This is a genomic window from Bradyrhizobium sp. F1.4.3 (assembly GCF_040548375.1).
Classification (GTDB): Bacteria; Pseudomonadota; Alphaproteobacteria; order Rhizobiales; family Xanthobacteraceae; genus Bradyrhizobium.
In genome coordinates this window covers 556,262-577,032 of the sequence record NZ_JBEPRN010000001.1, presented here as the reverse complement: position 1 = coordinate 577,032, position 20,771 = coordinate 556,262, and the positions used below count along the sequence as shown (strand labels likewise).

19 protein-coding genes are annotated in these 20,771 nt (G+C 63.7%); 12 read left to right on the top strand and 7 right to left on the bottom strand.

All coding sequences use genetic code 11. The features are described from left to right. Positions 1 to 32 precede the first annotated feature (32 nt). From ABIB73_RS02865 to ABIB73_RS02840, 6 genes are all read left to right on the top strand, one after another. On the top strand, positions 33 to 557 hold the full coding sequence (locus ABIB73_RS02865; protein WP_354221235.1) for a copper chaperone PCu(A)C: 525 nt from the start codon (positions 33 to 35) through the stop codon (positions 555 to 557). 31 nt (positions 558 to 588) lie between these two features. Then, complete coding sequence (locus ABIB73_RS02860) at positions 589 to 1,104, top strand: YcnI family copper-binding membrane protein (RefSeq protein ID WP_354221233.1); 516 nt, start codon at positions 589 to 591, stop codon at positions 1,102 to 1,104. After that, positions 1,104 to 2,666, top strand: coding sequence for a copper resistance CopC/CopD family protein (locus tag ABIB73_RS02855; protein WP_354221231.1), 1,563 nt, complete (start codon positions 1,104 to 1,106; stop codon positions 2,664 to 2,666). The genes ABIB73_RS02860 and ABIB73_RS02855 overlap by 1 nt, the downstream gene beginning before the upstream one ends. Before the next feature lie 148 nt (positions 2,667 to 2,814). Next, positions 2,815 to 4,134 (top strand): proline--tRNA ligase, encoded by a 1,320-nt coding sequence (gene proS / locus ABIB73_RS02850; protein ID WP_354221229.1) that lies wholly within the window; start codon positions 2,815 to 2,817, stop codon positions 4,132 to 4,134. A 73-nt stretch (positions 4,135 to 4,207) separates the two neighbouring features. After that, a complete protein-coding gene (locus ABIB73_RS02845; protein ID WP_354221227.1) occupies positions 4,208 to 5,488 on the top strand; it encodes a lipoprotein-releasing ABC transporter permease subunit in 1,281 nt (426 codons plus the stop codon). 7 nt (positions 5,489 to 5,495) lie between these two features. Then, positions 5,496 to 6,200, top strand: a complete 705-nt coding sequence (locus ABIB73_RS02840) for an ABC transporter ATP-binding protein (RefSeq protein ID WP_354221225.1) — start codon at positions 5,496 to 5,498, stop codon at positions 6,198 to 6,200. Between the two features lie 117 nt (positions 6,201 to 6,317). On the opposite strand, the gene ABIB73_RS02835 is transcribed toward ABIB73_RS02840, so the two are convergent. Continuing rightward, positions 6,318 to 7,397, bottom strand: a complete 1,080-nt coding sequence (locus tag ABIB73_RS02835; protein WP_354221223.1) for a zinc-binding dehydrogenase — start codon at positions 7,395 to 7,397, stop codon at positions 6,318 to 6,320. 108 nt (positions 7,398 to 7,505) lie between these two features. On the opposite strand from ABIB73_RS02835, the gene ABIB73_RS02830 reads away from it, so the two are divergent. Further along, entirely contained in the window at positions 7,506 to 8,294 is a 789-nt protein-coding gene (locus ABIB73_RS02830) for a helix-turn-helix transcriptional regulator (RefSeq protein WP_354221222.1), read from the top strand. A 31-nt stretch (positions 8,295 to 8,325) separates the two neighbouring features. On the opposite strand, the gene ABIB73_RS02825 is transcribed toward ABIB73_RS02830, so the two are convergent. Then, a complete protein-coding gene (locus ABIB73_RS02825) occupies positions 8,326 to 9,156 on the bottom strand; it encodes an IclR family transcriptional regulator (RefSeq protein WP_354221220.1) in 831 nt (276 codons plus the stop codon). A gap of 328 nt (positions 9,157 to 9,484) precedes the next feature. Here ABIB73_RS02825 and ABIB73_RS02820 point away from each other — a divergent pair, with 328 nt between their 5' ends. From ABIB73_RS02820 to ABIB73_RS02810, 3 genes are read left to right on the top strand one after another with little or no spacing between them, the layout of a single operon-like run. Further along, positions 9,485 to 10,276 carry an enoyl-CoA hydratase/isomerase family protein gene (locus ABIB73_RS02820; protein ID WP_354221218.1) on the top strand — a complete coding sequence of 264 codons (792 nt, stop codon included), beginning with the start codon at positions 9,485 to 9,487 and terminating at the stop codon, positions 10,274 to 10,276. Between the two features lie 4 nt (positions 10,277 to 10,280). Next, the gene (locus ABIB73_RS02815) at positions 10,281 to 12,380 is read left to right on the top strand and encodes an acetate--CoA ligase family protein (protein WP_354221216.1); all 2,100 of its coding nucleotides are present in this window, start codon (positions 10,281 to 10,283) and stop codon (positions 12,378 to 12,380) included. A gap of 47 nt (positions 12,381 to 12,427) precedes the next feature. Further along, a complete protein-coding gene (locus ABIB73_RS02810) occupies positions 12,428 to 13,924 on the top strand; it encodes an SLC13 family permease (protein ID WP_354221214.1) in 1,497 nt (498 codons plus the stop codon). Between the two features lie 121 nt (positions 13,925 to 14,045). Here the strand turns inward: ABIB73_RS02810 and ABIB73_RS02805 are convergent, their stop codons facing one another. Beyond that, positions 14,046 to 14,423, bottom strand: a complete 378-nt coding sequence (locus ABIB73_RS02805) for a response regulator (RefSeq protein ID WP_354221212.1) — start codon at positions 14,421 to 14,423, stop codon at positions 14,046 to 14,048. Positions 14,424 to 14,886: 463 nt separating this feature from the next. Between ABIB73_RS02805 and ABIB73_RS02800 the strand changes: the two genes are divergently transcribed. Together ABIB73_RS02800 and ABIB73_RS02795 are read left to right on the top strand one after the other, a co-directional pair. Next, positions 14,887 to 15,591 carry a Crp/Fnr family transcriptional regulator gene (locus ABIB73_RS02800; RefSeq protein ID WP_354221210.1) on the top strand — a complete coding sequence of 235 codons (705 nt, stop codon included), beginning with the start codon at positions 14,887 to 14,889 and terminating at the stop codon, positions 15,589 to 15,591. Positions 15,592 to 15,691: 100 nt separating this feature from the next. Beyond that, entirely contained in the window at positions 15,692 to 15,880 is a 189-nt protein-coding gene (locus ABIB73_RS02795) for a hypothetical protein (RefSeq protein WP_354221208.1), read from the top strand. A gap of 641 nt (positions 15,881 to 16,521) precedes the next feature. Here ABIB73_RS02795 and ABIB73_RS02790 read toward each other — a convergent pair. From ABIB73_RS02790 to ABIB73_RS02775, 4 genes are all read right to left on the bottom strand, one after another. Next, positions 16,522 to 17,781, bottom strand: a complete 1,260-nt coding sequence (locus ABIB73_RS02790) for a hypothetical protein (protein WP_354221206.1) — start codon at positions 17,779 to 17,781, stop codon at positions 16,522 to 16,524. A 144-nt stretch (positions 17,782 to 17,925) separates the two neighbouring features. Next, entirely contained in the window at positions 17,926 to 19,251 is a 1,326-nt protein-coding gene (locus ABIB73_RS02785) for an MFS transporter (protein ID WP_354221204.1), read from the bottom strand. 874 nt (positions 19,252 to 20,125) lie between these two features. Continuing rightward, complete coding sequence (locus ABIB73_RS02780; RefSeq protein WP_354221202.1) at positions 20,126 to 20,380, bottom strand: DUF3551 domain-containing protein; 255 nt, start codon at positions 20,378 to 20,380, stop codon at positions 20,126 to 20,128. 1 nt (position 20,381) lies between these two features. Further along, complete coding sequence (locus ABIB73_RS02775) at positions 20,382 to 20,690, bottom strand: DUF3551 domain-containing protein (RefSeq protein WP_354221200.1); 309 nt, start codon at positions 20,688 to 20,690, stop codon at positions 20,382 to 20,384. Between the last annotated feature and the right edge of the window lie 81 nt (positions 20,691 to 20,771).

Below are 20,771 nucleotides of genomic sequence, written 5' to 3'. Positions count from 1 at the left end.
CAATCTCAACGGCGACAAGAAAGGCAATCAATATGAACCAGCTCTCACGCATTTTCGCACTCGCTGCACTCTCGGCGGCGGTGCTCTCCGCGCCGGCGCGCGCCGAGGACGTCAAGGCCGGCGATCTCGTCATCACCCAGGCCTGGAGCCGGGCGACGCCGGGCGGCGCCAAGGTTGCCGGCGGCTTCCTGACCATCGAGAACAAGGGCTCGGCGCCCGACAAGCTCATCGGCGTTTCTGCTGATATTGCGGGCAAGGCCGAGATCCACGAAATGACGACGGACAATGGCGTGATGAAGATGCGCCCGCTGGACAAGGGCCTTGTCATCGAGCCTGGCAAGACGGTGAAGCTCGCTCCTGGCGGTTACCACCTGATGCTCCAGGAGCTGAAGAGCCCGTTCAAGGAGGGCGAGAAGGTGCCGGTCACGCTCGAGTTCGAGAAGGCGGGCAAGGTTACCGTGGCGCTTGATGTCCAGGGTGTCGGTGCCCAGGCACCCGGCGATGGCGGCCACATGATGATGAAGAAAATGCCCGATCATTCGGGAATGAAGATGTGACGAGCGCGATCTAACTCCCGGGAGACCGAACATGTCGAAGACACCCTGGTTGATCCTGATGGCTGTGCTCGCCGCATCGCCTGCGCAAGCACACGTCTATCTGGAAGGCAAGCAGGCCACGGTCGGCGCGTCCTACAAGGCCGTCTTCGCCGTGCCGCATGGCTGTTCGGGCTCGCCGACAGTCAAGATCCGCGTGCAGATCCCCGAAGGCGTCATCGCCGCGAAGCCGATGCCGAAGGCCGGCTGGAATGTCGACGTCGTCGAGGGCAAATATGCCAGCGAGTACGACTATCACGGCAACAAGCTGTCGTCGGGAGCGAAGGAAGTGGTCTGGTCCGGCGGCAAGCTACCGGACCACAATTACGACGAGTTCGTCATCAGCAGCTTTCTCACCGACACGCTGAAGCCGAACTCCATGCTGTATTTCCCCGTTGTGCAGGAATGCGAGAAGGGTGTCAGCCGCTGGATCGAAATCCCGGCGGAAGGGGCAAGGCAGCATGAGAACAAGTCGCCGGCCCCGGGCGTGAAGCTGTTGCCAACGCCGTAATGCGCCTTCTCGCTGCGCTCGCGACACTGCTGATCCTCGTCGGCTATTCGACCGGCGCATTCGCGCATGCGGCGCTGATCTCGGTCGAGCCGGCGAGCGGCAGCATCCTTGCGAGCGCGCCGAAGGCAGTGGAGCTGCGTTTCAACGAGGCGGTGACGCCGGGCGCGATCCAGTTGATCGACGGAGCGGGCAGGGCACGGGACGATGCGCGGGTTACGACAACGGGCGAGAGCATTTCGGTCGCGATGCCGCCGGACCTGCCGCAGGGCACAGCGGTCGTGAGCTACCGCGTGATCTCGCAGGACGGCCATCCCGTCGCGGGATCGGTGATCTTCTCGATCGGCGCGCCGACGGCGACGAAGCCGCCGGCCAATGTCGACGGCGGGCTGAACGCGCTGATCTGGCTCGCTCGGATCGGTCTCTATCTCGGGCTTTTCGTCGGCGTCGGCGGGGTGTTCTTTGCGCGCGCGATTGCATGGTCGATGATAGGCATGACCGTGCCGCGCGCTGCGCTCGCGATCGGCCTCCCGAGCGCCGTTGTCTCCCTGGGCGCGTTGGGGCTCGATCTCCTCGGTCTGCCGCCGGCGGCTCTTGTAACGATGGCCCCCTGGACAATCGCCTTCGCGACCAGCGCAGGCCCTGCCTTGCTGGTCGCCATCGTCGCCATGTCGCACGCGCTGATGGCGCTGCGCAGCGCGTGGTACGCACGCGCTTTTGCCGCCATCGGGTTTGTTGGCGTGGGCTTGTCGCTTGCGATGACCGGACACGCCGCAACGGCGCCGCCCGAAATGCTGACGCGGCCGGCGATCTTCCTCCACGGCCTCGCGGTCGCCTTCTGGATCGGCGCCCTGGCGCCGCTCACAGCACTGGTGTCAAAGCCGACGGCCGCGACGTTACCTGTTCTGAACCGCTTTTCCCGTATCGCCGTGCCGGTGGTCGCCGCGCTGGCGCTGACTGGCCTGCTGCTCGCGATCATCCAGCTCGAAAAGCTGTCGGCGCTCGTCGAGACCAGCTATGGCCTCATCCTCTCGATCAAGCTGGCGCTGGTTTTGTCTCTGCTGGCACTCGCCGCGCTCAACCGCTTCCGACTGACGCCGGCGCTGGTGCGGGATCACAAGGCCGCGCCCGCCCTCAAGCGCGCGATCGTGCTCGAATGCATCGTCGCCCTCGGCATCTTCGCCGTCGTCGCGGGCTGGCGCTTCACGCCGCCGCCACGGACGATCATTCCGGAGACGCCGCTGGCGATCCACATCCACACCGACAAGGCGATGTTCCAGGTGCTGGTGTCGCCGGGCAAGGCCGGTGTCGATGATTTCGTGCTTCAGCTCATGACCGGCGAGGCGACGCCGCTCAAGGCCAAGGAGGCGACGCTGACCTTGAGCCTGCCCGAGCGCGGCATCGAGCCGATCGAGCGCGACGCCGAGCTCGGGCCCGACGGCTACTGGCATGTGCGCAAGGTCGCGCTTCCCTTCGCCGGCCGCTGGCATCTGCGGATCGACGCGCTGGTGACAGATTTCGAGAAGATCACGCTCGAGGACGAGCTCGAGGTGACGCCGCCATGATGTCCGCGCGGTTCAAGCTGAACCTGAAGTCGACGGAAAAATGACAAGGAATTCCGCTGTGTTAGCGGCTTTTCCTCATTCCCGGTCTTGTGTTTTCGCTCCCAATCCGGTTTCACTGCAATCCGTCACTGATTCTTCGAGTATTGCCATGCGGTTGTCGCGGTTCTTTCTGCCCATTCTGAAGGAAAATCCGAAAGAGGCGGAGATCGTCTCGCATCGGTTGATGCTGCGCGCCGGCATGATCCGGCAGGAGGCGGCCGGCATCTATGCCTGGCTGCCGCTCGGCTTCCGCGTGCTGAAGAAGATCGAACAGATCGTGCGTGAGGAGCAGGACCGCTCCGGCGCGCTGGAACTGCTGATGCCGACGCTCCAGCTCGCCGACCTGTGGCGCGAGAGCGGCCGCTACGACGCCTACGGCCCGGAGATGCTGCGCATCGCCGACCGCCACAAGCGCGAGCTCCTGTACGGGCCGACCAACGAGGAAATGATCACCGAGATCTTCCGCGCCTACGTCAAGTCCTACAAGAACCTGCCGCTGAATCTCTATCATATCCAATGGAAATTCCGCGACGAGCAGCGTCCTCGGTTCGGCGTGATGCGCGGCCGCGAATTTTTGATGAAGGACGCCTATTCGTTCGATCTCAGCGAGGCAGCGGCGCGCGTCGCCTACAACAAGATGTTCGTCGCGTACCTGCGCACCTTCACGCGGATGGGGCTGAAGGCGATTCCGATGCGCGCCGAGACCGGCCCAATCGGCGGCGATCTCAGCCACGAATTCATCGTGCTCGCCGAGACCGGCGAATCCGCTGTCTTCATCAATCGCGACGTGCTGGACTTGCCGGTGCCGGGCGAGGACGTCGACTATGAGGGCGACCTGACGCCGATCATCAAGCAATGGACGTCGGTTTATGCCGCCACCGAGGACGTTCACGACGCCGCGCGGTTCGAGCAGGAAGTGCCCGCGGACAAGCGGCTGAACACCCGCGGCATCGAGGTCGGTCAGATCTTCTATTTCGGCACCAAATATTCCGAACCGATGAAGGCGATGGTGGCGGGCCCTGACGGCGTCGACGTGCCGATCCATGGCGGCTCCTACGGCGTCGGCGTGTCGCGCCTCCTCGGCGCCATCATCGAGGCCTGCCATGACGATGCCGGCATCAAATGGCCGGAAGCCGTGGCGCCGTTCCGCGCCGTGGTGCTGAACCTCAAGCAGGGTGACGCGGCGGTCGATGCGGCCTGCGAAAAGCTCTATGCTGAGCTCAGCGCCAAGGGCGTCGACGTGCTCTATGACGACACCGACCAGCGCGCGGGCGCCAAATTCGCCGCCGCCGACCTGATCGGCATCCCCTGGCAGATCATGATCGGGCCGAAGGGGCTTGCCGACGGCAAGGTCGAGCTCAAGCGGCGTAGCGATGGTTCACGCCAGACGATGTCGCCGGCGGACGCGGTCGCGCGGCTGGTCGGCTGAATATTGTTCATCGCGCGAAGTCAAGGCCGCCAATGCGGCCACAATTGACCCCGAATCATGGGATTATCGAGCGATGGATGAGACCATGACCGAGACCGCGAAAACCGCGCCTTTTGCGCCATTCGAGTGGATGCTGTCGGCGCGCTACTTGCGGGCGCGCCGCAAAGAGGGATTCATCTCGGTCATCGCCGGGTTCTCCTTCCTCGGCATCATGCTGGGCGTGGCGACGCTGATCATCGTGATGGCGGTGATGAACGGCTTCCGCAAGGAGCTGCTCGACAAGATCCTGGGCCTCAACGGCCATATCCTGGTCCAGCCGCTGGAATCGCCGCTGACCGACTGGAAGGACGTCGCCGAGCGCATCAGCCAGGTCCAGGGCATCCGGCTCGCGGCTCCCGTGGTCGACGGCCAGGCGCTGGCGTCCTCGCCGTGGAACGCCTCGGGCGTGCTGGTGCGCGGCATCCGCTCCGACGATCTCAACAACCTCACCTCGATCGCCAAGAACATCAAGCAGGGCTCGCTCGAGGGCTTTGACGACGGGCAGGGGGTCGCGATCGGCCGCCGCCTTGCCGATCAGCTCTCGCTGCATGCCGGCGACAGCGTGACGCTGGTGGCGCCAAAGGGTGCGGTGACGCCGATGGGCACCACGCCGCGCATCAAGCCGTACAAGATCGTCGCGGTGTTCGAGATCGGCATGTCCGAGTACGATCTTGGCTTCGTGTTCATGCCGCTTGCAGAGGCGCAGGCCTATTTCAACCGCAGCAACGACGTCACCTCGATCGAGGTATTCACCACCAATCCCGACAAGATCGACTCGTTTCGAAAGTCGGTGACCGAGGCCGCGGGCCGGCCGGTGTTCCTGGTCGACTGGCGGCAGCGCAACTCGACCTTCTTCAACGCGCTCCAGGTCGAGCGCAACGTGATGTTCCTGATCCTGACCATGATCGTGCTGGTCGCGGCGCTCAACATCGTCTCCGGCCTGATCATGCTGGTGAAGGACAAGGGCAGCGATATCGCGATCCTGCGCACGATGGGCGCCTCGCAGGGTTCGATCATGCGGATCTTCCTGATCACGGGCGCCTCGATCGGCGTGGTCGGCACGCTGGTCGGCTTCATCGTCGGGCTGGTGATCTGCCTCAATATCGAGTCGATCCGGCAATTCCTGTCCTGGTTGACCAGCACCGAGCTGTTCTCGCCGGAGCTCTACTTCCTCTCAAAGCTGCCCGCCGAGATCGACGTCGGCGAGACCACGGCCGTGGTCATCATGGCGCTGACGCTGTCGTTCCTGGCGACGCTCTATCCGTCGTGGCGCGCCGCGCGCCTCGATCCCGTCGAAGCGCTGCGGTACGAGTGAGGGGCTGATGGAGCGGGAGCAGGGGGCGGAAGATGTACCGGTCATCTATCTCCACGAGATAAAACGGCAGTATCTTCAGGGCGAGGTGCCGTTGACGATCCTCGATGGCGCCAAGCTCGCGCTGTGGGCCGGACAGTCGGTCGCGCTGGTGGCGCCGTCGGGCTCCGGCAAGTCGACGCTGCTGCACATTGCGGGCCTCCTGGAAGCGCCGGATTCCGGCGAGGTCTATGTGGGGGGCTCGCCGACCTCGCAACTGCCCGACATCGAGCGCACCCAGCTCCGCCGCACCGAGATCGGCTTCGTCTACCAGTCGCACCGGCTGTTGCCGGAGTTCTCGGCGCTCGAGAACGTGATGATGCCGCAGATGATCCGCGGCCTGAAGAAGTCCGAGAGCGTCAAGCGCGCCAAGGAGATCCTCGGCTATCTCGGGCTCGGCGACCGCATCACGCACCGCCCGGCGGAGCTGTCGGGCGGCGAGCAGCAGCGCGTCGCGATCGCGCGCGCGGTGGCCAATGCGCCGCGGGTGCTGTTCGCGGATGAGCCGACCGGCAATCTCGATCCGCACACCGCGGACCACGTCTTCCAGGCCCTGATGCAGCTCGTCAAAGCGACCAAGGTCTCGATGCTGATTGCGACCCACAACATGGAACTCGCCGGCCGGATGGACCGGCGAGTGTCGCTGGCCGACGGCCAGGTGGTCGAGCTCGAATAAAAAAGTCGAGAACAACCCCATGCACAGTAGCCGGCCATTGCCGGGGTGACGCCTGCCAGCCATTTGACGCGCTGGGCAAAATAGCCGCGACGGCGCACCGCCGCCGCGTCAGGCGGGTTACGGCCGGATCACCGTCAATTTGAACGGTCCGCCATTGGCCGCGGCATGCGCCACCGCCTCATTGACGTGGTCGAGGTCGAAGGCTGTGGTCTCGTATTCGCCGAGCCGCAACAGCCCGGCGCGCACCAGCGCGATCAGGCGCGCTGCCGCATCCGGCGGGTACATCCAGACGCCGTGGATGGTGATGCAGTTGCGCATGATCCAGGGGTAGGGCAGGTCGAGCCCCGCGCCGCCCGCCATCCCGACGCCGCCCATCAGCACTACGCGTCCATAAGCGCGCACCGTCATGATCGCGGCGCGGACCACGTTCGTGCTCACCGAGGGCGGCATGATGTCGAACACGCAGTCGATCGGCCCTGGTGCCGCGCGCTTCATGGCCTCGCGATCGTCGTTCTCATTGCCGGTAAGCTTCACCGGCTTCACCCGTTCGCCGAAGCGGCGGACGAGATCGGCGAGAATTGTCTCGTTGCGGCCGGGCGCCACCACGCAGGCCGCGCCCATTGCGAGCGCAACCGACACCGCCGCGCTGCCGAAATTGCCGGTGGCCCCGCTTACCAGCACAGTCTCGCCCGGCTGAAGGTTGGCGGCGAGGAAGCCGCCATAGGGTACCAGCAGGGTCCCCAGCGCGCACCATTGGGTGGCGTCCTCGGACGTGATCGCACCGAGGCGTTTGACGTTCTCGGTCGGCACCCGCATCTGCTTGGCAAACGAGCCGTGGCGAAAATGCTGTTGCAGGCGCATGCCGCCCGCACCGGCGGCCGTGAGTCCTTGCAGGGCGATGTCGGGCGCAACGGCATCGTCGCGCGAGCGCACCGTCGGGTCGCAGAACACCCAGTCGCCAACGTTGAGCTTGGTTGCGTCCGGGCCGATCGCGCGCACCCGGCCGATGCCGCCGGGGCCGGGGATGATCGGCAGATCGAGCGCATAATTGCGTTCGCCGCTGAAGACCTCGTTCATGTAGGACAGCACACGCGTGGCGACGACATCGACGATGACCTCGCCGGTGCCGAGCACCGGTTCCGGGGCATTCTCGAGCACGAGCGGAGATCCGAAGGATTTAAGTACGGCGGCTTTCATGATGTTCACCTCAAACTCGGGTGCAGCTCATATGCGCCGCCTTTGCAGGGCCAGGAAGGCCTGGTATTATCCTAGTATTCTCCAGACCCTCCATCGCGGGAGCAAACCATGACCGACCCACGCCGCGTCGAATTCGGCGATTTCCTCCGCTCACGCCGCGAAAAGCTGTCGCCGAAGACCGTCGGCCTTCCCGCAGGGCAGAGGCGCCGCACCGCGGGTCTGCGCCGCGAGGAGGTCGCCCAGCTCGCCGGCATCGGCGTCGACTGGTACATCCGCCTCGAGCAGGGCCGCACCGTCAGCCCCTCGGTCACCACCGTCGATGCGCTGGCGCGTGCGCTGCGTCTCACCAAGACCGAGCACACCCATTTGAAGGCGCTGGCGCGCGACGGCGACAGGCGCGCCTTCGTGCCCGAGATCGTTCCACCGCCGATCCGGCGCATGATCGAAAGCCTGAACCAGCCGGCCTACATCACGGGACGGCGCTGGGACGTGCTGGCCTGGAACGACGCCGCCGAGGAGGTCTTTGCGTTCGCCCGCCTGCCGGAACAGGATCGCAACACGCTGCTCCTGATGATGACCAACAAGCAGACGCGAAAATCCTACGGTGCCGGGTGGGCGGACGTGGCCAAAGGCATGGTGGCGATGTTTCGCGCCACCCACGACGTCTGGGCCGGCGATCCCGCCTTCATGGAATTGCTGGCGCGGCTGCGGCAGGGCAGTCCGGAATTCGTCAAATGGTGGGAGGCGCACGAGATCCGCAGCACGGCGTCGGGCCGCAAAACCATGAACCATCCCGCCAAGGGCGTGCTGCATTTCGAGCACACCAGCTTTCAGGCCAATGACGATCCGGCGCTGAAGCTCGTGATCTATACGCCGGTTGAGGGGGGAGACCCGTAGAGGCCAGCCGTCAACAAAGTGCTTGATCTAGCTAGACGTGTATTCGAGGCTGCTTCGGGGCGAGCGCACGTGTGTCCATGGAATCTGGCGGGCTGCAAAGCGCTTCCTGGCAGCGTGCCGCGAAGGCCATGAGGTATTCGCCAATCTCTTCGGCAAAAGCGTCAGCGGGCTCGATATCTTGCGCGCTCATGTTGAGCGCATAAACCGGCAGGCCCTCGATCATGATCGGCGTGGCGACGGCGAGCACGCCGGGCTGCCAAGAGACCGCACAATATCCGTTGCGCCTGACGGCCCGGATTGATTTCTGCACGTCGGCGATCAGCGCCTTCGTGGCGGCAGCATTGCGTCGCCTGAATTGCGCGATCAGCATGTCCCGTTCGTCCTCCGGGATACCTGCGAGATAGGCGCGGCCGAGCGAGGTCAACTCCATCGGCACCTGTTGACCGGCGACGATGCTGCGCAGCGTCGGACGCGGATTGTAGCGGATGGATTCCAGATAAACCATCATCGCGCGATCAGCCGTTGCGAGACCGACGTTCAACTTGCGCCGCGTCGATTCGGCCCGCATCAAGGGACCAAGGACCCTAAGCACCGGTGATCCCATACGGACAGCGTGGCCAAGGCTGAGAACCGCGCCTGCAAGCCGATAGTATCGCTCGGTTCGGACCTCATCGAGCATGCCGAATGCGACCAGCGTCTTGGTCAGCCGGCTGACAGTGGAGCGGGGCAGGCCGGTGCGCTCGGCGATCTCGCCGTTGCCGAGCGTATCGACGCCGGGCCGAAAGGCACGCAGGATCTCGATGCCCCTCTCCAGCGACCGGTTTCCATTTGCGCCACCCGAATATTGCCGCAGCGAAGCCATGGTGCCTTCCTTGCCAAATTCCATTTAGTGGAAATGCAGGGGTACCCGCTTTTATGACAATTGAGTATAGAAGCAAGCAATAAAACAAACGCAACGCATCTCGGGGGTACGAAACGCAATGTCTCAAGATCCTGTTGGGTAACGTCCGGCTGGTCCGCTTCGTCGACTTCGACGCGACAGACGCCCGGATTGAAATCGATACATCGTTGATCCCATCGGCGCCCTCGCGCCAGGAGTCCCGCATCGGCACCAGCCGGCGCGGCCGGACCCGTGCGTCCTCTTGCAATGAAATCCGCGCCTATCACCAACCACAATCGAAGGCTTGCCCGTGACCTATCAGCTCATCGAATTCTCGGTCGACGCCGGCGTGGCGACCATCGCTCTGAACCGGCCCGATCGCCGAAACGCCATGAGCGACGACATGCGCTCGGAATTCGTCTCGGCCCTTCAGACGGTTGCGTACGACAAGGCGATCAGAGCGCTGGTGCTGAGCGGGCGCGGCAGTGCGTTTTGCGCAGGCGGCGACATCAGCGGAATGAAGCGGCGTCTGGAATCTCCGCAAGGCGAGGTCGCGTTCAACGGCTGGAGCCGGCAGCAGGGCGTGCACCGCGTGCAATCCTTGCTGCTCAACTTGCCCAAGCCGACCATCGCCGCCGTGAACGGCGCAGCAGCCGGCCTCGGCGCCGACACCGCGCTCGCATGCGATTTTCTGATCGGCTCGGAGCGATCGAAATTCACCTGGTCCTATATCAAGCGCGGACTGATCCCTGACGGTGGCGGCCTCTACTTCCTGCCGCGCCGGGTCGGGCTTCCCAAGGCGAAGGAGCTGATCTTCACGGGGCGTATGGTCGAGGCCGACGAGGCTCTCGCCCTCGGCATCATCGATCGCAAGGTGCCGTCCGCCGAGTTGCTTGCAGCCGCGCAAGCGTGGGCAGCCGAGCTTGCTCAGGCCTCCTCCACCGCGCTGGCTTTGGGCAAGCGAATTCTCAACGAGAGCTTTGAGCGATCCGCGCACGAGATTTTTGATCTTGGCAGCCAGGCGCAAGCCATCTGCTACACAAGCGCCGAGCACCGCGAAGCGGTAATGGCGTTCCTCGCAAAATCTGAAGCGAAGGAGTAATGCCATGAACGCCATCGCACGCCTCATTCGGCCGCGCAGTGTCGCCATCATCGGCGCTTCGGCGGATCCCGCCAAGACTTCGGGACGGCCGGTGGCGTTCCTGCAGAAGCACGGCTTCTCTGGCGAGATTTATCCCGTCAACCCGAAGGTCGAACGCATAGGCGAGCTCGCCTGCTATCCGGATGTGGGCGCGCTTCCCACCGTGCCCGATGTCGGTATCGTTCTGCTCGGGGCGGAACGCGCGCATCTCGCCGTGCGGGAGCTATCGAAAAGAGGTGCCGCCGCGGCCATCGTGCTGGCCAGCGGCTACACCGAAACCGGTGAGGAGGGGGCTTTGCGCCAGAAGCAGCTCCTCGAGGCTGCCGGCACGATGCGAATCCTCGGACCTAATACGATCGGTCTGGTCAATCTGACCGACAACATCGTGCTGTCGGCCTCGGGGGCGCTGGCGATGGATAGCTTTCCTGCCGGCGCCATCGGGCTGGTGTCGCAAAGCGGTGGCATTCTCGGCGCGCTGCTTTCCCGTGCAGCTGCGCGCGGCGTCGGGCTGTCGAAGCTCGTGTCCACCAGCAACGAGGCCGACCTCGAGCTCTCGGACTTCATCGAGTTTCTTGCCGCCGACGAAGCCACCAGGGTGATCGCGTTGTATGTCGAAGCAATCCGGCATCCGGCCCGCTTCCGCGAGGCGGTGCGAAAAGCCCGCCAGTCCGGCAAGCCGGTGGTGGCTTTCAAGATCGGCCGCTCGGAGGCTGGAGCAAAGGCGGCCGTTTCGCATACCGGCGCGCTGGCCGGCTCGGATCGCATGTACGATGCCTTGTTCAGGCAGCTTGGCGTGATCCGGGCGAAGACGTTCGAGGACTTGCTTGACATTCCAGCTGCTCTCGCGACCGGACGAAAGCTCGCCGGCAAACGCGTGGCGGTCCTCACCTCGACCGGAGGCGCCGGAACGATCGTCTCCGATAGTCTCGGTGTCGCCGGGTTCGAGACTCCCACGCCCGACGCGGCGACCGCCGCGCAGCTGAAGTCCCTGCAATCGGGCTCCCATGCCAACCTCGACCGCAACCCGATCGACTTGACCCTGGCCGGCCTGCACCCGGACATTCTGCGCGGTGCTATTCGCGTCCTGCTTGCGAGTCCGTCCTATGACGCTCTGGTGATCATTGCGGGATCTTCGGCCGTCGGCTCTCCGGCGCTGCTTGCAGATGCCGTGCATGACTGCCTGCCAATGTCCGACAAACCGGTCATCGCCTATGTCAGTCCGCACGCGCCGAATGTTGGCGCGGTTCTGACTGCCCGTGGTGTGCCGGCCTATACGTCGGCGGAAAGCTGTGCGTCCGCGCTCTCGGGTCTGCTTCAGGCCGTGCGGTCGTTCCAGATCGAAATCGCAACGACCGCCGAGAGCTGCGTCGACATCAGTGATTTCTCCGCAGGCTCGCTCGACGAGGCGGCCGCAAAGGCGCTCTTCGCCCGGTTCGGCATTCCCACAGTCGCAGAGCGGATCGTCAGGACGTCGACGGAGGCGGAAGCGGCGGCGCGTGAGCTTGGCGGCAAGGTCGTGCTCAAGATCCTGTCCGGCGAGATCACGCATAAGAGTGACGTGGGTGGGGTCGCTGTCAATCTGACGCCGGATACGATCGGCGGCCGACTGACGCGCATGGCGGTCGACGTGGAAGCGACCACCGGCTGGCTTCCACAACGCTTCCTCGTCCAGGAGATGGTCTCGGGCGGTACTGAGCTGATCCTGGGGCTACATCGCGACCCGCTCGGCAGCGCGGTTCTGATCGGCATGGGCGGCGTCACTGCGGAGCTGTTCAAGGATACGACCATGCGTCTCCTGCCGCTGCGAAGCGGACTGCGCCGGGAGGAGGCGCTCTCGATGCTGCATGACTTGACCACCTGGCCGTTGCTGGACGGATTTCGAGGGCGGCCGAAAGCCGACGTCGAAGCGATGGTGTCGGCCATCGTGGCCTTCTCGTTGATGGTGGCGCAGCTCGGCCAGCGCCTGATCGCGGCCGAGATCAATCCCGTCTTCGTCCTGCCGGACGGGAAGGGGGTGCGGGCCGCCGACGGCGTCGCGGTGCTCGGGGCAGCCGACCAAGCCTGAACAAGGGTCGGCATCTGCCGATCACAAAAAACAGATGGAGGATACGCATGTCGACGTTGGTTCATGCTGCGTCCGCAACGACCGAGGTCAGCACCAGGAAATTGCTGACTGTCCTCATCGGTCTTGCGATCATGGCCGCTATCATCATGGCGCCGTCGCCGGCCGGACTTTCGCTGGCCGGCCAGCGCGTCATCGCCGTGATGGCCTTCGTGGTGCTGATGTGGATCACCGAGGCGATCCCTTATGGCGTAAGCGCCGTCGCGCTGGTATTTCTCCTGATCCTCGCTCTCGGGTTCTCGCCCACGGGGAACGACCCGGGGACAATTCTTGGAACGGCAAAGGCCATACCGCTCGCGCTGAGCGGGTTCTCGAACGGTGGCTGGCTGTTCGTCGCGGCGGGTCTGGCCATGGCCGCGGCGATCACGAGCACCGGGCTCGAGAAGCGCGTCGCCTACCTGATCCTGAAGCTGGTCGGCGCGAGAACGCACGCGATCATGCTCGGCATCATCCTAACCGCCTTCGCGCTCACGTTCTTTATCCCTTCGGTAATTGCGCGGGCAGCGACGCTCGTTCCGATCGTCATCGGATTGACCGAGGCGTTCGGTCTGCCGCGCAGCAGTCAGATCGGCAAGGCCATGCTTTTGTTGGCAGGCATTCTGCCGTCGGTGACCGGGGTTGGCGTCCTGACAGGTGCCGCGCCCAATCCGGTGATAGTCAATTTTCTCACCGGCGCGGGCCAGGTCCAGGTCAGCTATGTCGACTGGTTGGTCTATTTGCTCCCGTTCACGATCGCATTTTCCGGCGCTCTGTATGTTCTGGCGACCCGACTCTTCAAGTTTGAATTTACAGAGTTGCCGGGAGGGAGTGACTACATCTCCGCTCGGATCGCGGAATTGGGACCGATGTCCAGCGCGGAAAAGCGAACTTCGGTCATCATGGCGCTGACGATTCTGCTTTGGGCGACTGACAAGGTCCACCACGTCGAAGCATCCGCGATCTCGGTCCTCTGCGTGCTGCTCCTCGTCTTGCCAGGCGTCGGGGTCACCACCTGCAACGATCTCTACAAGCGGATTGACTGGAACTCGATTCTGCTGTTCGGCGCGGGCATTTCGATGGCGGAGATGCTGACCAGGACTGGCGGTGCGGCGTGGTTGTCGAAAGTAGCGTTCGTCGAATCCGGTATGGGACGCCTGTCGGTTACGGCGCTGGCGATCACGATCTTCGTGGTCGTGTTCTTCGTTCGCTTCTGCTTCACCAGCATCACGTCATGCCTGACCGCGATTACGCCTGCGATCATCGGCTTTCTGGTCTCTTTGCACAATCCGGACCTGCCGATCGTTGGCATCGTGCTCGGTGTCGCTGTTATAGCGCAGTGCCTCGCGATCATCCCCGTGACCTCAGCTCCGGCCATGATCGCTTACGGCGCCGGCGGATTCACGACGCGGGACATGATGCGCCTCGGCCTGCCGCTCGCGGCCATCATGTACGGCCTCATCGTGCTGTTCATGTTCTCCTATTGGCCGCTCGTCGGCCTCTGGAAATGAGTCTGTCGCTAAATAAAAATAACGACCAAATGCATCACCGCACGGAAATGCCGCGATCCCAGTAGCGCAAACCGTACTCGCATCCGTCGACAAGTATTTTTACAAACCCTGCGCGACGCTGTCATTTACCCATCATCTCACCGAGCATGCCTGTGAGGTCGGCCATGGGAAATGGCTTTTGCAGATAACGCCCGCCCTCCGGCAAATCGTCGTCTCGCAATTTGAGCTGACCGGAAGTGGCGATGATCCTGATGGGCGGCCAACGGAAGCTGATGAGGTGGGCAAGCTTCAGACCGTCGATCGAGCCGGGCATCTGAATATCGGTAAAGACCGCACAAATATCCGCTCGCTTTTCGAGTATCGAGATGGCTTCGATTGCACTGCCGGCCTCGACAACGTCAAACCCGGCCGCCTCAAGGGCTTCGGCGACCGTCCACCGCAACAGAACCTCATCCTCGACAATGAGCACGAGGGGTCGAGTGCAGGCGCGATGCTGCATGACGTGGCTTCCTCGGCAATATCGCAGAATGCGCCAGTATGCCCGCTTTCTCGGGCAGATGCGCTTCACCCTGTTCCTTTGTCGGATACCGGACAAAGGCGGTGTTATGGGAACGAACAACGAATTCCGTCGTTCGTTCCGGCCACAGTCAAATTTATGGCCGTTTGGAGATATTTTTCTTAACCAGCGATACCGTTCCCGGTTGCTCGCAACGGACGCGACTTGGTCGTACGGCGTACATAGGGAGAGGGGGGACGCGAATAGTTCACACGAGCGCGCCAGAAAGTACTATATTCGCGGCAGTATCCGCCGAAATGGCCGAGGACCGGCCCAAGACGGGTACCGGACCGACAAGGGCTTGTGCCGATCCTAGTATCAGGCAAATCCCCGCGGAGCGCCCCCTCGGAGCGCGCAATCTTACCCCTGCGGCAACATGCCCGACCGATCGGGCCGAAAGCCGCATTTGCACGCACCTTCGCCCAGTTCGCTGGATAACAAGCTACTTGCGTCGTTGCCACGCAAGGATTTCGACGCGCTCGAACCGCATTTGGTGACGAGGTCGTTGGCGCAGGGCGAAGTCATCTATGAGGCCGGCGCCGAGGTCGATCACGTCTATTTCCCTCACAACGGCATGCTTTCGATGCTTGCGGTGATGCGGGACGGCAAGGCAATCGAAACCGCGACGGTCGGGCGCGAAGGCGTGGTCGGTGCAATGGCCGGACTGGGCTTATACACGTCACTCGTTCGAGTGGTCGTCCAGCTGCCGCTTCAGGTCAGCAAAATCGCTGCGGCGCCATTCAGGAAAGTGGTCGGTGCCAGCGATGCGCTTCGCGATGTCTGCGTGCGCTACAACGAGGTCATGTTGACACAGGCCCGCATCACCGCCGCCTGCAATGCGCTGCACCAGATCGACGAGCGCTTCTGCCGCTGGCTGCTGCAATCCTCCGATCGCGCCGCGAGCGATACTGTTGCCCTGACCCAGGAACTGCTCGCAGAAATGCTCGGCGTCCGCAGGACTTCCGTCACGGAGGTCGCGCGCAAGATGCAAGACAAAGGCGTGATCACATATGCGCGCGGCGTCATCAAAATTCTGGATCGAGACGCGCTGAAGCTGCTGTCCTGCGAGTGTTACGAGACCCTCCTGGAGCAGGCGGCAACCCTCACCTAAAGCGCGATGAAATTAGGATGTCGTCATCGCGCTTTGGGTTGTTGTTTGAGCATGATCTTTTCGGAAAACCGCTGCGCACTTTTCCGGATCATGCTTTAGTTTGACGGAAATCGAAGCCTACTCCGGCGGCTTTAACCTGCCCTTGGTCCCGGCCACGTCGGGCGGCAACGCCAGAGGACCGGTGGCCATCCGCCTGGTTTCGATATGTCCGCATTTGCTGCACTGGAAGGTTCTATCTTCAAAGCCATTGGCCTCGGCGACGACGTTGGTGCTGATCATCCGCATCTGACATTCGGGGCACCGTGGACGTATCGGCAACAGCTCGGGATCGGGTTTCGGCATAACGGCCTCAGCCCTTCTTTCCGATTTCGCGGAATGCCGCCGCGACACGCCGCACTGTCTCCGACGTGCCGCGCCTCTCGAGCCAGAGAAGCCCCATCGCCATTTGCCTTAGATCGTTTCTCGCGTGCCCAACCGGCAACTTTCGTGCTCTGCGGAGCGCATCCGTGGCGTGTTTCCTGAGGGGCGAAGGTGCGACTGCGTCGGGTTTGCCGGTGGACATGGCGGTTACCTATCGGCAGATAACAACGTGTTCATGGCGGCCGCAGTCTCGAGCTGTCTGATCTTTTCGCGCAGACACTCTCTTTCAGGACCGTCTGAAAGCTGAGAAGCCTCTGCCTCAAGACGCTCTCTGGAGGCGGCAATATAGCTTTCAAATGTATGCGGTTCGGATCGTCGCCGTTTCTTCATGACGGAAAACTCGCGCGGACCAGGCGCCGGACAGACTGGAGGGAAATTTAGCGCTCCTGATCGTTCGACGTCTGTCCGCTACCGGACCCCTCGACAGCATTTTCCGGTTTGGGACATTCGCGACAGGGGCGTGCCAGATCTGAAGGTGATCAACAGGCTCGCCGGTTGCGCCCTTCGCACTTACGGCGACGGCGCAGCCGGAGGCGTTGCGCTGACGTTTGAGAGCGGAATTGCGGGCCAAGGGCCCTTCGCGCCCGTCGTCGCCGACGAACACGACGCCACGAGCTGCGTCCACACCGACGCCAGGCCCGTCATGTCGATGTCGAATCTTGTTATGTCCGCCTTTCCGTCCGGCATCGGGGTGTTCTCGCGGACCTGGAGGTGGCGGGACGCCAGGATCGCCTTGATCATGTCGGAGCCGACGGCGCCGCTCCAGACCTCGTACTTGCCGAGGCGCACCGCAAGCCCTCCGGCTTCCGCGTTCGTGTCGGCGCTCGCCGCCATCAGGATCGTGCTCTTGCCGACGGTGGCCTCGTCGACCTCGCCCGCGAACCTCAGCGGCACGCGATTCCTGCTTTCGCAGGACAGGCGCCACTCCATCGTCCGGAACGCGGAGCCGTTCTCCTTCTTCATCATCGCGAACTTGCTGATGAACGGCCGCGCTCCCTTTTCCAGCGTCCACATCGTCTCGGCCAACGGCCGCGTGTCGATTCCGAAACGATAGAGCTCGGGTCGCGTCAGCGTGTGCGGGCTCTCGAACTTCACTGTCCGGATCAGGCCGTCAAGCTCGCGGCTGATTCCCATTGCCACCACGAACGCCGCGCGCTGGCTGTTGGAGGTCTCGATCTGACGCTGCCTGGCCTCCGCGAGCAATTTCGCTGGCGGATGCCCGTGAATGACGAGGACCAGCCTGGAGTTATGGACCGCCATCGTCGCATCGGGTGCCACCTCGCGAGATGTCGCCCCGAGAAACAGGTAACCGCAGGCCGAGTTGCACATCGCATTGCGGGTGGTGAGTTCGGCCTCGACCTCGCCGACGGCGTTCTTGATCTTGAGGCACGCGGCGTCCACCTGCGTGCCTGCGGCGCACGCGGTCGCAGTGGTGCGGCCGACCCGCGCGATCGCCTTTCGACTGCGCAGCAACCGCCCGATGACGTAGGACTGCTCCACGTTTCCGCCGGGCGAATGCAGGTAGATCGGACGCTGCATGTCCTTGACGCCGGCGAGGAAGCGGCGAATGCGCGGCGCCGCATCCTGATCGACTTCGCCCTCGATGGCGATCCAGCGGTCGCAGCCCGGCCCGCACGCGTCCGGTGGCCCCTTGGCAAGATAGATCGTCAGCCTGGACTCAAGCCCGGCCTTCTCGACCGCCGTTCCTTCTGCATGCAATGCGCCGGGAATCGACAGCGAGGCCACGAGGAGCAAAATACGGGCAAGCATGAACTGGAGGAGCCAAGCGCGATGAAGGACGATTCTGACGTTATACGACGATCGCCGCAGTCACAACTTTCGGTGGCGTGCCGGGGCGACGCCATCATCGCAATCGGCCGATCGCGGTCCGCGACCTCGCGCCCGTCCGGAGTGTTAGGCCACCGGATCCTTGGGACGGTCCGAACGGCTTCGGTAATCCGGCGCCAGCGGTGGCGCCGGCCTCACGGGAGCGTTCTCCAGTGGAGCAGCGTCGCCTCCTGAGGTGACCTTGACCGGAGCGGGTCCGGTGTCGCGGGCGGCAACGATCCAGATCAGGAAGCCCAGCAGCGCCAGCGTGGCGCCGACGGGACCGGTGGAGGTCCAGCCCAGCCCCTCGCGAATGGCAAGGCCGCCCAGGAACGGGCCGAGCGCATTGGCGGTGTTGAACGCCGAATGGTTGAGGGCGGCAGCGAGCGCCTGCGCGTCTCCCGCAACGTCCATCAGCCGCGTTTGAAGGACAGCCCCAAGCGCGACGCCGGCGCCGATCACGAAGATATCTGCCGCAAGCGCCCAAGGATTGCCGGCGACAAGTGGAAACACCAGCAGCGCGCTGGCCGAAACCAGCAGGATGACGCCCGCGGTCGGCATCAGCGCGCGGTCCGCGAAGCGCGGCACGAACAGATTGCCGAGCGTGGCTCCGATGCCGAACACGGCCAGGAAAAACGGAATGGCCGCGGTGCTGACCTTGGTGACCTCGATCAGTGTCGTCGCAAGGTAGGTATAGACGGCGAACATGCCGCCGAAGCCGATTGCGCCGATTGCCAGCGTGATCCAGATGCGTCCGCTTCTGAGGGCGGCGAGCTCTCGCAGCGGATCGGACCTGCCGGCGTGGTCGCGCGGCGCGAACAGGGCGCACAGCAGGACCGTGAGCAACGCCAGCAACGACACCAGGCCGAAGCTCGCGCGCCAGCCGACCGCCTGCCCAATCAGATTGGCCAGCGGCACACCGATGATCGTGGCGCAGGTCAGGCCGAGCATCAGGCGGCCGACCGCCTGGGAGCGGCGATGTTGCGGAACGAGCGAGGCCGCGACCAGCGCGGCGACGCCGAAATAGGCACCGTGCGGCAGGCCTGCGAGAAAGCGGGCCGCGATCATCCAGCCATAGCTCGGCGCCAGCGCGGTGAGCGCATTGCCGAGTGCAAACACGACCATCAGGACCAGCAACTGCGTGCGTCGCGCGAACCGCGCGCCGAGCACAGCGATCAGGGGCGCGCCCAGCACCACGCCGAGCGCGTAGGCGCTGATGGCGTGTCCCGCAGTCGGCTCGTCGACCCGGAGGTCGGCGGCGAAAAACGGCAGCAGGCTCATCGATGCGAATTCGGTGGTTCCGATCGCAAAGCCGCCCATCGCGAGCGAGAACAGGATGACGCCAAGGTGAGGGGGAGCCGAAGCCGCGATCGAGGTCGCGCGGAGCGAGGTCGCTTGAGACGAGATCGTCATGTGTCCTGCATTGGTGGCGTCAACGGGAACCAGCCCAGCGAACGTCGCCACCCCTGCAGAATATTATGTGCTGTAGTTAGACCCGGATCGGTCCGCGTCAACAGCGGAGACTCAAGGCGAGGCAAGTCGCATATCAGCGTCCCGATATGCGCGTGGCCGCCATTCGAACGCGGGTCATCACAGATGCAATGGCCCAATTCGCTTTGAAGCGGCAACCAGATTCGGTTCTGGGCGTTAGGAACCGTCACCGTCCGATCCTTGGCAGTTGCCGGTGATGAGAACGCCGGTCGCGCTCCCGCCGATCGAGGAGCAGCACATGCGACGCCGCATCAAGCAATCATCGACGCTCGGAGATCGCCCGAACAAGGAGGCGAGGAATTTGCGCAAGCAGGCTGAAGGCATGCCACCTTGCGTTCGCCGCGACGAGCTTCTGAGGAAGGCTGATCAAGCCGAGACGGCTGCTCACATCGATGAGTGGCTGACCCCTTCCAGTCCGCGGCCGCCACAATAGGCCCGAATTGGCACAAACTGCACATCACACAGCAATCTTGTCCGCCTAACCTGTTCCCCATGGGGAACGAGTTGCGTTTTCGCATTCTGGTGATCGGGCTCGGCTTGCTGCCGGTGGCGTTGATCGCCTTTGCCCTCTTTATGCTTTAGCGCAGCATTCATTGATCTGGCTCAACAGGCACCATTGTGGCCGAGCGCTTCTCTGGTTTGAGGGGAGGTGCGCCAATGACCCGCCGTCGGCTCTGGATTTATCAATCCCTGGTCCTGGTAACAGCCGCGTTGTCGATCGCGGTGATCGTATCCATGACCTGGTGAGGCCGCTTCAGAGGCGCTGCGGATATTGCGCGAGCGTTGCGGGTTCGCCCTAGTGGGCGCGCGTCGACCGGCGCGCAGCCGCCGGTTTCTTCTGTGCAAAATACGGGTTCACGACGCACGTCGCGGAGCGCCCGACGGCGAGATATCTGCACTGCTCCAGCGAGGCGTAGCGGCAGTCGAGATAGCCGACGGGGCCGTAGATCTGCATGCACACCGGATAGCTCGGATCATAGGTCTGGGCGCGCGCAGATACGCCCACGACGAGCGTGCTGATCGCAACGAGCGTGAGGCATGCGCTACGCATTTCAGCGCGGCAGGAAATAGCCCGGCGTCTGCGCGCGCGGACGGTTCTGATACGCGTAGGGATCATCGCTTTGTCCAGCGAAATACGGGTTCGCGATACAGGTCAGCGCGCGGCCCGACGCGCTCGCCTGGCACTGTGCGTAACTGTCGAACCTGCAATTGCTCAGCCCCGGCCATTCATCGCCGGTCAGGCAGAACGCATAAGCGGTGCCGAACGCGCGGGCCGGCGTGCTTGTGGTCAATGCGAAAGCAAATGTGGCGATCGCGAGCGAAAATGTGGCGACAATGGGGAGAGAAAGCAGTGCCCGCATCTTCGATTCTCCGATCACACGATTGTGCGCGCGGCGTTGTTACGCGCGCTCACAGTGTACGATGTGTATTCGACATTGGAT